We start from the raw sequence: 13,666 nt of genomic DNA, 5'->3' as shown, positions 1-13,666 counted from the left end.
TCGTCATGGCGGCACAGCAAACGGGGAACAAGATGAACAAACTGAATGTGGATGTCGCCGTCATCGGCACCGGCACGGCCGGCATGTCGGCCTACCGCGCCGCGCGGGCGGAAGGCGCGCGCACGATTGCGATCGAAAGCGGGCCCTACGGCACCACCTGCGCACGGGTCGGCTGCATGCCCAGTAAACTCCTGATCGCCGCCGCCGACGCGGCCCACATGCTGGACCTGGCGCCGGGCTTCGGCGTGCATCCAGGAGAAAAGCGCATCGACGGGCGCGCGGTGATGGCGCGCGTGCGCCGCGAGCGCGACCGCTTCGTCGGCTTCGTGCTGGAAAGCGTCGAGGGTTTTCCGGCCCAGGACAAGATCCAGGGCCGCGCCCGCTTCATCGGGCCGCACACGTTGCGCGTGGACGAGCACACCGAGATCGAGGCGAAGACGGTCGTCATCGCCACCGGTTCCACGCCGGTGGTGCTGCCGCAGTTGAAGAATGTCGGCCCGAACGTCGTCACCAGCGACGACGTGTTTTATTGGGACGATCTGCCCAACTCGGTCGCGGTGATCGGCACCGGCGTCATCGGCCTCGAACTGGGCCAGGCCTTGAGCCGGCTCGGCGTGCGGGTCAGCCTGTTCGCGCGCGGCGGCAGCGTGGCCCACTTGAGCGACCCCGAGGTGCTGCACGCGGCCACGCGCACGCTTGCCCAGGAACTCGACCTGCGCTTCCAGACCGAGGTCGTGCGCGCAGAACAGCAGGGCGACGAGGTGCTCTTGACCACGCGCGACGCGCTCGGCAAGGAAACCGGCGAACGCTTCCAGTACGTGCTGCTGGCCACCGGCCGCACGCCGAACGTGCAGGGGATGGGGCTGGAGGAAACCGGGATCGAACTCCAGGCCAACGGCATTCCCGTATTCGACAGCCGCACCATGCAGTGCGGGAACAGTCACATCTTCATCGCAGGCGACGCCAACAACGAGCTGCCGCTGCTGGCCGAGGCGGCCGACCACGGCAAGATCGCCGGCGAAAACGCGGGCCGTTTCCCCGACGTGCGCCCGGGCCTGCGCCGTACCCCGCTGGCGATCGCCTTCACCGAACCGAACATCGCCACGCTGGGCAAGAACTACAAGACGCTGTGCGAGGGCGGCCGGCCGAAGTTCGCCATCGGCAAGGTCTCGTTCGAGAACCAGGGCCGCAGCCGGGTGATGTTGCAGAACAAGGGCATGCTGCGCGTGTATGCCGAGTACGGCACTTGTCGCTTCCTGGGCGCCGAAATGATTGCCCCGCGCGGCGAGAACATCGGTCATTTGCTGGCCTGGGCCGTGCAGGCCCGCCTGACCGTGCCGCAGATGCTCGACATGCCGTTTTACCATCCCGTGATCGAAGAGGGCGTGCGCACCGCGCTGCGCGACCTGGCGGCGAACCTGGCGAAAGGGGCGAACCATACCGACCCCGCTGATTCGGAGCCGGGGACGTGATGCATTGATGACGGTTCGTTAATCGGGCAATCAACCGTAGGGTGGGCACCCTGTGCCCACGCGTTACGTGCGTGACCATGGTCCGCTGCCGCAACTTGTCGCTCCGCGACTCCGACTACGGTCACGTGCCTGCGCTATCCCCATTCGATCCTCGCCGCGTGCGTCGTGCCGCCCCAATCCGCCGGATACATGCCCTCGCGCACATACCGATGGAAGGTCGAAAACGGCCACGCCGCAGCGTTATCGGCATGTCCGTGCCGCACCGGATTGAAATGGATGTAATCCACGTGCCTTTCGAAATCCCACTCGTCGCGAATCATGTGCTCGTGAAAGCGCCGTTGCCAGATGATGGAATCGCGGTGCTTGATGCGTGACGTACTCGGCCGCCAGCCGTCATCGAGCTCACGCGCACACGAACGCGACACCAGGCGCTTGATCAGCGCCCAGCGCGTCGAGTAATCATTATCGTCCGTTGGCAGCGTCCAGATGCAATGCAGGTGATCCGGCATCAGCACCCAGGCATCGATATCGAATGGCCGGCGCTGCCGCACTTCGATCAAGGCCGAGCGCAGGGCATTGCGGATGGGTGAATAGCAGAGGATAGGCCGGCGCCGGTACGAGACCAAGGTGAAGAAGTAGGTGCGGCCATCGCGGGCGCGGCGGTAGTAGGGCATGGTGCCGCGGATTGTAGGGCACGCATGCGGTGGTCCAAACGACGTCGCGTGTGATCAATGAGACACGTCAACGGAACGCGGCTGTATCAGTTCAGGTTGAGCAGCCGGTATGCGACGTTTCGCGTGGGCACGGGGTGCCCACCCTACGGGAGACAGCACGATTACCCGGGCGTGACCGGATAATCGTTTTCCACGTTAATTCAGATAACTCGCGTCGAGTTTGCCCTGCGCCGCCAGCTGGCGCAGGATGCGGATCGTATCGAGGTCCGCTTCCTGGTAGGCCGACTTCTTGAATTCGTCGTACATCTTGTTGGCCTCGTCGACATGCTCGCCGGTGCCGTCGTCGTAGTGGAAACGTACGAAAAGACGGACCTCGTCCGGGGCCTCGATCGTCATGGTCAGGCTCGAAGCCTGGATCTCGCCCTGGGCCGGCACGTCGTAGCGCACCTGCTGCAGGGGCGTGAGGATGACGGTGTCTTCGATGACCAGGTCGCCGTAGCGCAGGCGGCGGGTGAAGCTGCCGCTGCTGCGCTCGCCGATCTCGCATTCGTCCAGGTGCGGCACGAACATTTTCGGGGATTCGGCGCGGATGACCAGGCCGCGCCACAGCTGTTCGCGGGTGATCGTGTCGATCAGCGGGTTGAGCGGGTCGTTAATTTCAATCAGGTGTTCAAATTTCATCGTTCTCGTGCTCGTCGTCGGGTGGCGCGCGGTGCGCCAAAGGGGCGATGGTAACCGATCGTGCGAAAGGCGCACCTAGGTCAATTGGACAGCAGGATCGCGTTCTGCCTGCGTTGCAGGAAAGCGATCCCGATCAGGATGGCAAAGGAAATGGCCAGCAACACCAGGGCATATGCGTGCGCCGCGCCATAATTCAACTTCTGCGCTTCATCGTAGAGCGCAATCGAGGCCACCCGGGTCTGGCCCGGGATATTCCCGCCCAGCATCAGCACGACGCCGAATTCGCCCATCGTGTGGGCAAAGCTGAGCGACACGCCGGTCAGGATGCCGTGCTTCGACAGCGGCAGCACGATGGACCAGAAGACCTGGCGGCGGGTCAGCCCCAGGGCCAGCGCCGATTGCACCATCTCGCGTCCGACGCTGCGGAAAGCCGCCTGGAAGGGCTGCACCGCGAAGGGCAGGCTGTAGACGACGGAACCGGCCACCAGGCCGGCGAAGGAGAAGGGCAGGGGATGGCCGAGTACGCTCATCCAGGCCGCACCCAGCGGCTGCTGCGGCGCCATCAGCATCAGCAGGTAAAAGCCGATCACGGTCGGCGGCAGCACGATCGGCAGGCTGACCAGGGTTTCCACGAAAATCACGCCGCGCATCCGGCTGTTGTTGAGCCAGTTGGCCAGCGGAATGCCGATCACCAGCAGCACCGCCGAGGTGACGAAGGCCAGGCGCAGGGTCAGGCCGATCGCATCCCACAATTCGGGCGGAAACTGCCAATCCGTCATTGAGCGGCGCCCGCCGGCAGGCTGAAACCGTTGCGCGCCAGGATGGCGCGTGCTTCAGGGGAGGCCAGGAAGCGCAGGAAGCCGGCCGCATGCGGATTGTTCGCGCCGGCGCGGGTGACGATGGCGCCCTGTTCGATTGGCGCCAGCCCGTCCTGGGGAATCAGGAAGTAGCGGCCAGTACCCTTCAGCCTGGTCGAGTGCAGGGTCGCAAACGAGATGATGCCGGCCTGGGCGTTGCCGCTCTGGACGAACTGCGCGGTCTGGGCGATGTTTTCGCCCACCACGATTTTGGGTTGGGCCGCCTGCCACAGGCCGGCGCGCTCGAGCGCCGCCTTGGCCGCGCGGCCGTAGGGGGCGGTGACCGGATTGGCGATGGCGAAGCGGCGCACGCGCTTGTCGTTCAGCAGCGCGGCCAGGCCTTGATTGGGGTCGAGTTGGGCGTTGAGCGTCCACAGGGCGATGCGCCCGACCGCATAGGGGGCGAGGGTGGCGCCGTCGGCCACCCCGAGCCTGGCGAGCTGGCGCGGGTAATCCATGTCGGCCGACAGGAAGACCTCGAAAGGCGCGCCGTTGCGGATTTGTGCAAAAAAGTTGCCAGACGCACCAAGCGAGACTTTCAGTTCGACGTCGGGTGCGGTTTTCCGGTACGCGGCAGCGAGTTCATCGATACAATAGCCGAGATCGCTGGCGGCAGCGACCAGCAGCGGACGCGCCAGCGCCGGCAGCGTCAGGGTGCTTGCCAATACGCTTGCCAGCAACAGTACAAAGAATTTTTTCATGCTGAACATTGTAGCGCGCAGCCATCGAGGCTTCGCTACAATGCTCGGCTGTCCTCAAGAATATTTCCCATGTCTAATGCACCAAAGTTCGGCCTGAACGGGCCGCAAAGCGAAGCCGTGCTCTACCTCGACGGCCCCTGCCTGGTGCTGGCGGGCGCCGGCTCGGGCAAGACGCGGGTCATCACCCAGAAGATCGCATACATGATCGAGGACCGCGGCTACGATCCGCGCACGATCGCGGCGCTGACCTTCACCAACAAGGCCGCGCTCGAGATGCAGGAGCGCATCGGCAAGCTCCTCAAGCAGCCGAAGCAGGCCAAGCAGATCACAGTCTCGACCTTCCACTCGCTGGGCGTCAAAATCCTGCGCCAGGAGGCGGCCGGCGTCGGCCTGAAAGACAAATTCTCGATCATGGACAGCGACGACTGCTACACGATCGTCTCCAGCCTGGCCGTCACCACCGATAAACAGGAAGTGCGGCGCATCCAGAACATGATCTCGCTGTGGAAGAACGGCCTGGTCGATCCCGACGACGCCATCAATAATGCCAAGGACGAGGACGAGGCCCAGGCCGGCCGCATCTACCGCAGCTATGTCGCCACCCTGCAGGCCTACCAGGCGGTCGACTTCGACGACCTGATCCGCCTGCCGGTGGAGCTGTTCCGCAACAACGAGCCGATCCGCGACCGCTGGCAGCGCCGCCTGCGCTACCTCTTGATGGACGAGTACCAGGACACCAACACCTGCCAGTACGAACTGGTGAAACTGCTGGTCACGGGCCTGGGCAAGAAGCCGATGTTCACGGCCGTGGGCGACGACGACCAGGCGATCTACGCCTGGCGCGGCGCCTCGGTCGAAAACCTCAAGACCCTGCAGACCGACTTCCCCGACCTGCGCGTGATCAAGCTCGAGCAGAACTACCGCTCGACCACGCGCATCCTGCAGGCGGCCAACGCCGTCATCGGCAACAACCCGAAACTGTTCGAGAAGTCGCTGTGGTCCGAACACGGCCTGGGCGAGCCGATCAAGGTGCTCGGCATGCAGAGCGACGAGCAGGAAGCCGACCAGGTCGCGATCATGATCTCGGCCGACCACTTCCAGCGCAAGAACAAGTGGACCGACTACGCGATCCTGTACCGCGGCAATCACCAGGCGCGCATCATCGAGCAGGCGCTGCGCAAGGAACGCATTCCGTACACGATGTCGGGCGGGCAGAGTTTCTTCGATAAAGCCGAGATCAAGGACATCATCGCCTACCTGCGCCTGATCGCGAACCAGGACGACGACCCGGCCTTCATCCGTGCCGTGACGACGCCCAAGCGCGGCGTCGGCATGGCGACGCTCGAGGTGCTGGGCGAGTTCTCGAAGCAGTGGAACTGCTCGCTGTTCGAGGCCGCCGGCAAGGGCGGCATCGAGGCCAAACTGCAGGACCGCCAGCTGCATCCGCTGCGCGACTTCTGCCGCTTCATCGACGAGCTGGAAAGCCGCGCCACGCGCCCCGGACCGTCCGGCAGCGGAGAGAATGCCGCTGAGGTGCTGGACGACATGATGAAGGAGATGAATTACGAGCACTACCTGTACGAGAACTTCGACGACCGCGCGGCGCAGGCCAAGTGGCAGAACGTCATGGAATTCATCAACTGGCTGAAGGAGCGCGGCAACGGCGGACGCGACGGCACCGGTGAAGAAAAGAACCTGCTGGAGCTGACGCAGATGGTGGCGTTGATGTCGATGCTGGAAGGCCAGGACGAAGAGCTGGACGCAGTGCGCATGTCGACCCTGCACGCCTCGAAAGGCCTGGAGTACCCGCACGTGTTCCTGGTCGGCGTCGAAGAGGGCATCCTGCCGCACAAGGGCGATCCCGACGACCCGATCGAGAAGATCGCCGCGCGCATCCAGGAAGAGCGGCGCCTGATGTACGTCGGCATCACACGCGCCCAGCGCACGCTGCAGATCACCTGGTGCAAGAAGCGCAAGCGCGCCGGCGAGCTGGTGCACTGCGATCCTTCCCGCTTCATCAAGGAGATGGCGCTGGATGAAGGCGACGCGCCGCCGAAGGAATCCGAAGTGCTCAGCCCGAAGGAGCGCCTGGCCAGCCTGAAGGCGCTGCTGAATACGCCGAAGCCGGACGCCGCCAAGCTGATGTCATAATGCCCGTTTAAACCAGGGAAGCACCGTGGACCACGAAGACCGTTTTGTCGACATCGAAATCAAGCTCGCGCAGCAGGAAGATCTGGTTGACACCCTGAACCAGACCGTCTACCAGCAGGCGCGCAGGATCGATCAACTGGAGGCCATGGTCACCAAGCTGGCCGAGCATGTGCGCACGCTGCAGGAAGCGGGGCAGAGCCCGATCAACGAGCGGCCGCCGCATTATTGAACTGCTGTTGTTGTTCGTAGGGTGGACACCTGTGTCCACGCTGTAGAGCGTTTGCGGAGTCGAAACGCATGAGAAATCTGCATGCCTGCATTCCGGATTCGAATGATGGTACGGTTTATCAAGGTACGACCGCGTGGACACAGGTGTCCACCCTACGCCCCCCGGCTGTCTCCCAGCTGCCCACCCAGCCGCTTGCCCAGGCAGAGCAGGGTCAAGGTCGGCGGCAGCCCCCACGGTTCGGGAATGACGGAAGCATCGCAGACGTACAGCCCTGGCGTCGACGTCTGCAGATTCGCGTCGACACCCTCGCCGATGCGCACGCTCCCGCCCGGATGCGCAGCGAAATGCCAGGACTGGAAAATGTGATGTGCGCCGGCCTGGCGCAGGATCGCCCGTGCCATTTCCACACCTTTGTCCAGTTTCTGGCGATCGCTCTCCGTGAGCCGCTTGTCGGCCCAGCGCGAACTCACCTTGCCGCCGATCTCGTCGCGGATCTTGACCATCATCGTCAGGGTCCGCTTGTGCGCGAACAGGCGGTCGACCCGGCCGACCTGGGCCGCAAAGGCTGCGTACATCGGCTGCGGCAAGGTCAGATCGGCCAGCGCGATGCCCTCGTCATGCAGCGAGAGACCGCCCGCCATCGGCACCTCGGCGCCGCCCTCGATGTCGTCGACACTGCCCATCACCGCGATCACCGGATCGCTGAAGAAGGGCACATGACGCGGCCCCAGGCTTGAGGCGTGCAGCAGGCGCGGGCTGCCCAGGCCGCCGGCGGCGAGCACCACGATGGGCGCGTTGACCGTCACCGTCTTGCCACCGGTTTCCACTTCGACCCCGGCGGTGCGGCCGTTTTCAAGCACCACCCGCAGCACGCGGGCGCGCTCGACCAGCTGCGCGCCGTGATGACACGCTTCGTCGAGAAAATCGCGCGCCGTCCACTTGGCGCCGAAGGGACAGCCGTAGACGCAGCGCCAGCAGCCGCTGCGGCAGGCCGCGGGACGGATCATCTTGTCGAGCTTATGCCAGTCGAGCGACAGGGCGCGCGCGGCGTCCATCATGCGCGCGGCCATCGGGCCGACGAGGGTATCGGGCAGGGGCGCCATCGGCAGTTCGGCGCGCAGTTGCTCCAGGGCCGGCGCCAGGTCGATGCCGTGGCGCTCGAACATGCCTTGGGGCGGCGGGGCGGCGGTGGCGAAGTTGATCGCCGAGCTGCCGCCTGCCGTGATGCCGGCCACCAGCAGCGAGGCGTCGCGGTGCAGGTAGGCGCCCTTGCCGGGAACGGCGGCGATGGCCGCCATCTGCGTCACCGTGCCTTTTAATGGTTCGGCGCCGCCCTGTTCCAGCACCAGCACGCGCAGGCCTGATCTGGCCAGTTCGCGCGCGGTGCTCGCGCCGCCGGGGCCGCTGCCCACGACGACGGCATCATACGAGGGGAGCAGGGTGGAAGGCATGGTGGCAAGGGCTGTCGGAAGACGCCGATGCTACCACGCCTCCAATCAGCGGCTGCGGCGACGGGCGGCGAGGAAGCCCAGCGCTGGCAGGATCAGCAGCGCGGTGGCCGGTTCCGGAACCTCGGCAATGAGCGAGGCGACGCTGCCGCTGGCGACATAGCGATAGATGCCGCAGTTGTTGCACTCCCAGCTGGACTCGGTATTGATCGCATACACGCCTGGCCGGGACAGCGCTTCCAGGAACGAAAAGTTGATATACCGGTCACCGGTCGTGATGATGAGATTGTTCGGGCCGAAACCGAAGCCCGAGTAGAACCGGCTGTTCGTGGCGTCGAAGGTAAAGGCCGGCAGTACGCCGTCCGTCGTCGAAATGCTGAAGTCGTAGCCGGCGCCGGTATCGGCGTCGTAGGTGAAGTGGCCGCTGCCGGTCGCGCCGTCGGTGAAGCTCAGGTCTTGCAGCGTGAAGGTGATCGGCGCTGCCTGGGCCGGCAGGACTGCCGCCATCAGTGTGACGCCGGCGAAAGCGGCGCGTGCGAGGATATTCTTGTTCATTTGATTTCCCTGGAAGTTTTGGTATGTCCGCTGCCAGCAGCGCGTATGTTCTGCTCGGTGATTGCATGTGGCAGTGCCCTCGATACTCGCAAGAAACATGCCATTAGAAAATGTTTCAGGAAATCATATGTTTACGTTGGTGCAATAAAATGTGCTGTTACCAGAGTGTAAAAATTATCGACAAGCAACCAACAAGCAGCCTCTACGCCAGCGCACGCTAACCACCATGCTTGTCTATACATGTTTGTATGCTTTTGTTTCACTATGACGATAGGGCAATAAAGCCTGCTATGATCTGGCGCGCAGCTGTCGGCGGCGATCCCGCGGGCAGTCCCTTCGAGTTCGTGAGAGAGACCATGAAACGTCCACCAATGCTCATCATTGCGGCCAGCCTGGCATTCGCCGGCGCGGCCTTCGCTGCTCCCCCCGGCTCCGGCACGGTCCTGGATGCCTCCAACCCCTTCGCCAAGCCGAGCGCGCTGCCGTTCAACTACCCGGCCTTCGACAAGATCAAGGACGAGCACTACCTGCCGGCCTACGCTGCCGGCATGCGCGAACAGCTGCGCGAAGTGGCAAGCATCGCCAACAACAAGGCGGCGCCGACTTTTGATAACACCATCGTCGCGCTGGAGCGCTCGGGCCAGATGCTCGCGCGCGTCGCCGCCGTGTTCTCGAACCTGCAGACCGCCAATACCAACGACCGCCTGGATGCGATCGACCGCGAGATGTCGCCCAAGCTGGCGGCGCACAGCGACGCCATCCACCTGAACCCGAAGCTGTTCAAGCGTGTCGAGACCCTGTACAACAAGCGCGACAGCCTGGGCCTGGACGCCGAAGCGGCCTTCCTGCTCGAGCGCTACTACAAGGAATTCGTGCGCGCCGGCGCCAAGCTGTCCGCCGCCGACAAGGAAAAACTGAAGGCCTACAACGGCCAGATCGCCTCGCTGCAGTCCGAGTTCTCGCAGCGTGTGCTGAAGGAAGCGAACGCGTCGGCGCTGGTGGTGACCACCCGCGAAGAGCTGGCCGGCCTGTCCGACGCCGAAATCAACGCTGCCGCCGCGGAAGCGAAGAAGCGCGGCCTGGACGGCAAGTACGCCATCGCCCTCGTCAACACCACGATCCAGCCGCCGCTGGCGAGCCTGACCAACCGCTCGGTACGCGAGCGCCTGCAGGCGGCCTCGATGAGCCGCGGCAGCCGCGGCGGCGAATTCGATACCCGCGAGCTGGTGCTGAAACTCGCTAAACTGCGCGCCGAACGCGCCACCCTGCTGGGCTACCCGAACTACGCCGCCTACTCGCAGGAACTGGAAACGGCGAAGAACCCGGCCGCCGTCAACAAGCTGCTGGCCGAACTGGCCAAGCCGGCCGTCGACAACGCGAAAAAGGAAGCAGGCGAGATCCAGAAGATCATCGATGCGGAAAAAGGGGGCTTCAAGGTCGCCGCGCACGACTGGGCCTTCTACACGGACAAGGTGCGCGCCGCCCAATACAACTTCGACGAGAACCAGCTGCGCCCCTACTTTGAACTGAACAACGTCCTGGTCAACGGCGTGTTCTTCGCCGCCACCAAGGAATACGGCATCACCTTCAAGGAGCGCCGCGACCTGCCGGTCTACGATCCGGACGTACGCACTTTTGATGTCATCGACGCCAACGGCAAGCCGCTCGCCATCTTCATCTTCGACCCCTATGCACGCGGCAACAAGCAGGGCGGCGCCTGGATGAACGAGTACGTCTCGCAGTCCCACCTGCTGGGCAAGCACCCGGTCGTGGGCAACCACCTGAACATCCCGAAGCCACCCAAGGGCGAGCCGACGCTGATGACCTACGACGAGGTGCGCACGGCCTTCCACGAGTTCGGCCACGCCCTGCACGGCATGTTCTCGGACGTGAAGTACCCGCACTTCTCGGGCACCAACGTGCCGCGCGACTTCGTCGAGTATCCGTCCCAGGTCAACGAGATGTGGGCGATCTGGCCCGAGGTCCTGTCCAATTATGCCAAGCACTACAAGACCGGCGCGCCGATGCCGAAGGAGTTGCTGGACAAGGTGGTCGCCTCTAAAAAATTCAACCAGGGCTTCATGACGACCGAGTACCTGGCCGCTTCGCTGCTCGACCAGAAATGGCACCAGCTGACCCCGGCCCAGGTGCCGACCGACGTGCTCGCGTTCGAAGCGAAGGCGCTGAAGGACGCCGGCGTCGACTTCGCGCCGGTGCCGCCGCGCTACCGCACGACCTACTTCTCGCACTCGATGAACGGCGGCTACTCGGCCGGCTACTACGCCTACCTGTGGAGCGAAAAGCTCGACGCCGACACCGTGCAGTGGTTCACCGAGAACGGCGGCCTGTCGCGCAAGAACGGCGACCATTTCCGCAAGACCCTGCTGTCGCGCGGCGGCACGGCCGAGGCGATGGACCTGTTCCGCAACTTCCGCGGCCGCGATCCGGTCATCGAGCCGCTGCTCGAGCGCCGCGGCCTCACCGCGCAGTGAGCTAACGCTGATCATCGTTCACGCGTGGGCACGGGGCGCCCACCCTACGGGCCAGGGCGCGTAAATTCCCGAGTCCATCCTTGCTCGCAGCTTCAACCGTAGGGTGGGCGCCCCCGTGCCCACCGGATGTAGGCGGACACGCGCATCCACTACCTGCCAACCCCATTTTCATCGCAACACAACAACTAGAGACCCTATGAACCGTCCCCGCATGCTCCTGATCGCCGCCAGCGTCGCCATGGCCAACCTCGCCTGGGCCGCGCCGAGCGCTTCGCTCGACGCCGCCAACCCCTTCGCCAAGCCGAGCACCCTGCAGTACGGCTACCCGGCCTTCGACAAGATCAAGAACGAACACTTCGCGCCGGCGTTCGCCGAAGGCATGCGCCAGCAGGCCGCCGAAGTCGAGGCGATCGCCAACAACAAGGCCGCGCCGACGTTTGACAACACCATCGTCGCGATGGAGCGTTCGGGCCAGCTGCTGACCCGCGTGCAGTCGGTATTCCAGGCGCTGATCGGTTCCTACACCAACGACCAGCTGCAGGCGCTGGACAAGGAGCTGGCGCCGAAGCTGGCCGCGCACGGCGACGCGATCCGCCTGAACCCGAAGCTGTACGCCCGCATCAAGGCCCTGTACGACAAGCGTAACAGCCTCAAGCTGGACGCCGAATCGACCTACCTGATCGAGCGCTACCACAAGGACTTCGTGCGCGCCGGCGCTCAGCTGTCGGAAGCGGATAAAGCCAAGCTGAAGGCCATGAACAGCCAGCTCGCCGCCCTGCAGACCCAGTTCAGCCAGAACGTGCTGAAGGAAGTGAACGCCTCGGCCTTCGTGGTCGACACCCGCGAGGAACTGGCCGGCCTGCCGGAAAAGGCGATCGTTGCCGCAGCGGCGGAGGCGAAGAAGCGCGGCCTGGAAGGCAAGTTCGTGTTCCCGGTCGTGAACACGACCCAGCAGCCCCTGATGTCGAGCCTGAGCAATCGCGGCACCCGCGAGAAGCTGTTGACTCTGTCGATGGCGCGCGGTTCGCGCGGCGGCGAGTTCGACAACCGCGAGGTCGTGCTGAAGCTGGCCAAGCTGCGCGCCGAACGCGCCGAGCTGCTCGGCTACGAAAGCCACGCCGCCTATTCGCTGGAAGACCAGACCGCCAAGACCACCGCAGCCGTCAACAAGCTGCTGTCCGACCTGACCGTGCCGGCCGTGCGCAACGCCGGCAAGGAAGCGGCCGAGATCCAGCAGGTAATCAATGCCGAGAAGGGTAATTTCCAGGTCGCGGCCTACGACTGGAACTACTACAGCGACAAGGTGCGCGCCGCCAAGTATGCCTTCGATGCGAACGAACTGAAGCCTTATTTCGAGTTCAACAACGTCCTGAACGGCGCCTTCTTCGCTGCCAATCAACTGTGGGGCATCACCTTCAAGGAGCGCAAGGACCTGCCGGTCTACGATCCGGACGTGCGCGTGTACGACATCTTCGAAGAAAACGGCACCCACCTGGCGATCTTTGTCGTCGACCCGTATGCGCGCCCGAACAAGCGCGGCGGCGCCTGGATGAGCGCCCTGGTCACCCAGAGCAAGCTGCTGGGTAACAAGCCGGTCATCACCAACAACCTGAACCTGGTCAAGCCGGCCGCCGGCGAACCGACCCTGCTGTCCTGGGACGAAGTGCGCACCACCTTCCACGAGTTCGGCCACGGCACCCACGGCTGGTTCTCGAACGTGAAGTACCCGCGCTTTTCGGGCACCAGCGTGCCGCGCGACTACGTCGAACTGCCGTCGCAGGTCTACGAGATGTGGATGGCCTGGCCTGAGGTTCTCGCGAACTACGCCAGGCACTACCAGACCGGCGCGCCGATGCCGAAGGAACTGCTCGATAAACTGCGCGCATCGCAGCGCTTCAACGAGGGTTATCGCACCACCGAGTACCTGGCCGCTGCCGTGCTGGACCAGAAATGGCACCAGCTGGGCTCGAAGGCGATTCCGTCGGATGTGAAGAGCTTCGAGGCGCAGGCCCTGAAAGAGGCCGGCCTCGACTTCGGTCCGGTTCCGCCGCGCTACAGCTCGACCTACTTCTCGCACGCCTTCTCGGGCGGCTACTCGGCCGGCTACTACAGCTACCTGTGGGCCGAGCGCCTCGACGCCGACGCCGGCGAGTGGTTCAAGGAAAACGGCGGTCTGCTGCGCAAGAACGGCGAACGCTTCCGCCAGATGGTGCTGTCGAAGGGCGGCACCATGGATGCGGTCGAGATGTACCGTTCCTTCCGTGGCCGTGATCCGGAGATTGGACCGCTGCTGGAGCGTCGTGGGTTGACGGCTAACTGATCTGGCGTGGCGGACTGGCGGTTGGGCCTCGGGCTCATCGTTTGCTCTGCCAACAATGATCATCGTTTCGCGTGGGCACGGAGTGC

The 13,666-nt window shown here is 64.3% G+C and carries 11 protein-coding genes; 5 read left to right on the top strand and 6 right to left on the bottom strand.

Annotated elements, in window-relative coordinates:
* Window positions 1–32: 32 nt before the first annotated feature.
* Window positions 33–1,472 carry a dihydrolipoyl dehydrogenase gene (locus ACSUZJ_RS00490; RefSeq protein ID WP_499412327.1) on the top strand — a complete coding sequence of 480 codons (1,440 nt, stop codon included), beginning with the start codon at window positions 33–35 and terminating at the stop codon, window positions 1,470–1,472.
* A 134-nt stretch (window positions 1,473–1,606) separates the two neighbouring features.
* On the opposite strand, the gene ACSUZJ_RS00485 is transcribed toward ACSUZJ_RS00490, so the two are convergent.
* From ACSUZJ_RS00485 to modA, 4 genes are all read right to left on the bottom strand, one after another.
* Window positions 1,607–2,146: an REP-associated tyrosine transposase gene (locus ACSUZJ_RS00485; protein WP_499412326.1), complete on the bottom strand. Its 540-nt coding sequence runs from the start codon at window positions 2,144–2,146 to the stop codon at window positions 1,607–1,609.
* A gap of 195 nt (window positions 2,147–2,341) precedes the next feature.
* Window positions 2,342–2,827, bottom strand: a complete 486-nt coding sequence (locus tag ACSUZJ_RS00480; RefSeq protein ID WP_499412325.1) for an SRPBCC family protein — start codon at window positions 2,825–2,827, stop codon at window positions 2,342–2,344.
* Between the two features lie 80 nt (window positions 2,828–2,907).
* The gene (gene modB / locus ACSUZJ_RS00475; protein WP_499412324.1) at window positions 2,908–3,606 is read right to left on the bottom strand and encodes a molybdate ABC transporter permease subunit; all 699 of its coding nucleotides are present in this window, start codon (window positions 3,604–3,606) and stop codon (window positions 2,908–2,910) included.
* Window positions 3,603–4,385 carry a molybdate ABC transporter substrate-binding protein gene (gene modA / locus ACSUZJ_RS00470; protein ID WP_499412322.1) on the bottom strand — a complete coding sequence of 261 codons (783 nt, stop codon included), beginning with the start codon at window positions 4,383–4,385 and terminating at the stop codon, window positions 3,603–3,605. The genes modB and modA overlap by 4 nt, the downstream gene beginning before the upstream one ends.
* Before the next feature lie 69 nt (window positions 4,386–4,454).
* Here modA and ACSUZJ_RS00465 point away from each other — a divergent pair, with 69 nt between their 5' ends.
* Together ACSUZJ_RS00465 and ACSUZJ_RS00460 are read left to right on the top strand one after the other, a co-directional pair.
* Window positions 4,455–6,536, top strand: coding sequence for a UvrD-helicase domain-containing protein (locus ACSUZJ_RS00465; protein ID WP_499412321.1), 2,082 nt, complete (start codon window positions 4,455–4,457; stop codon window positions 6,534–6,536).
* A 25-nt stretch (window positions 6,537–6,561) separates the two neighbouring features.
* Window positions 6,562–6,765: a SlyX family protein gene (locus ACSUZJ_RS00460; protein ID WP_499412320.1), complete on the top strand. Its 204-nt coding sequence runs from the start codon at window positions 6,562–6,564 to the stop codon at window positions 6,763–6,765.
* A 152-nt stretch (window positions 6,766–6,917) separates the two neighbouring features.
* Here the strand turns inward: ACSUZJ_RS00460 and ACSUZJ_RS00455 are convergent, their stop codons facing one another.
* Complete coding sequence (locus tag ACSUZJ_RS00455) at window positions 6,918–8,216, bottom strand: FAD-dependent oxidoreductase (protein ID WP_499412318.1); 1,299 nt, start codon at window positions 8,214–8,216, stop codon at window positions 6,918–6,920.
* A 45-nt stretch (window positions 8,217–8,261) separates the two neighbouring features.
* Complete coding sequence (locus tag ACSUZJ_RS00450) at window positions 8,262–8,768, bottom strand: PEP-CTERM sorting domain-containing protein (protein ID WP_499412317.1); 507 nt, start codon at window positions 8,766–8,768, stop codon at window positions 8,262–8,264.
* Window positions 8,769–9,124: 356 nt separating this feature from the next.
* Here ACSUZJ_RS00450 and ACSUZJ_RS00445 point away from each other — a divergent pair, with 356 nt between their 5' ends.
* On the top strand, window positions 9,125–11,260 hold the full coding sequence (locus tag ACSUZJ_RS00445) for a M3 family metallopeptidase (protein ID WP_499412316.1): 2,136 nt from the start codon (window positions 9,125–9,127) through the stop codon (window positions 11,258–11,260).
* 196 nt (window positions 11,261–11,456) lie between these two features.
* Window positions 11,457–13,580 carry a M3 family metallopeptidase gene (locus tag ACSUZJ_RS00440; protein WP_499412314.1) on the top strand — a complete coding sequence of 708 codons (2,124 nt, stop codon included), beginning with the start codon at window positions 11,457–11,459 and terminating at the stop codon, window positions 13,578–13,580.
* Window positions 13,581–13,666: the final 86 nt, after the last annotated feature.

Origin of the sequence: Telluria sp. B2 (assembly GCF_051789535.1) — a bacterium.
In the GTDB taxonomy this organism is placed as follows: domain Bacteria; phylum Pseudomonadota; class Gammaproteobacteria; order Burkholderiales; family Burkholderiaceae_D; genus Telluria.
Note: the sequence above shows the minus strand (reverse complement) of the source record. Positions and strands in the feature narration are given on the sequence as shown.

Excerpts from the sequence above, each read along its gene's own strand:
- ACSUZJ_RS00490 (WP_499412327.1), top strand. The coding sequence starts at position 33 with ATGAACAAACTGAATGTGGATGTCGCCGTCATCGGCACCGGCACGGCC.
- ACSUZJ_RS00485 (WP_499412326.1), bottom strand. The coding sequence starts at position 2,146 with ATGCCCTACTACCGCCGCGCCCGCGATGGCCGCACCTACTTCTTCACC.
- ACSUZJ_RS00480 (WP_499412325.1), bottom strand. The coding sequence starts at position 2,827 with ATGAAATTTGAACACCTGATTGAAATTAACGACCCGCTCAACCCGCTG.
- modB (WP_499412324.1), bottom strand. The coding sequence starts at position 3,606 with ATGACGGATTGGCAGTTTCCGCCCGAATTGTGGGATGCGATCGGCCTG.
- modA (WP_499412322.1), bottom strand. The coding sequence starts at position 4,385 with ATGAAAAAATTCTTTGTACTGTTGCTGGCAAGCGTATTGGCAAGCACC.
- ACSUZJ_RS00465 (WP_499412321.1), top strand. The coding sequence starts at position 4,455 with ATGTCTAATGCACCAAAGTTCGGCCTGAACGGGCCGCAAAGCGAAGCC.
- ACSUZJ_RS00455 (WP_499412318.1), bottom strand. The coding sequence starts at position 8,216 with ATGCCTTCCACCCTGCTCCCCTCGTATGATGCCGTCGTCGTGGGCAGC.
- ACSUZJ_RS00450 (WP_499412317.1), bottom strand. The coding sequence starts at position 8,768 with ATGAACAAGAATATCCTCGCACGCGCCGCTTTCGCCGGCGTCACACTG.
- ACSUZJ_RS00445 (WP_499412316.1), top strand. The coding sequence starts at position 9,125 with ATGAAACGTCCACCAATGCTCATCATTGCGGCCAGCCTGGCATTCGCC.
- ACSUZJ_RS00440 (WP_499412314.1), top strand. The coding sequence starts at position 11,457 with ATGAACCGTCCCCGCATGCTCCTGATCGCCGCCAGCGTCGCCATGGCC.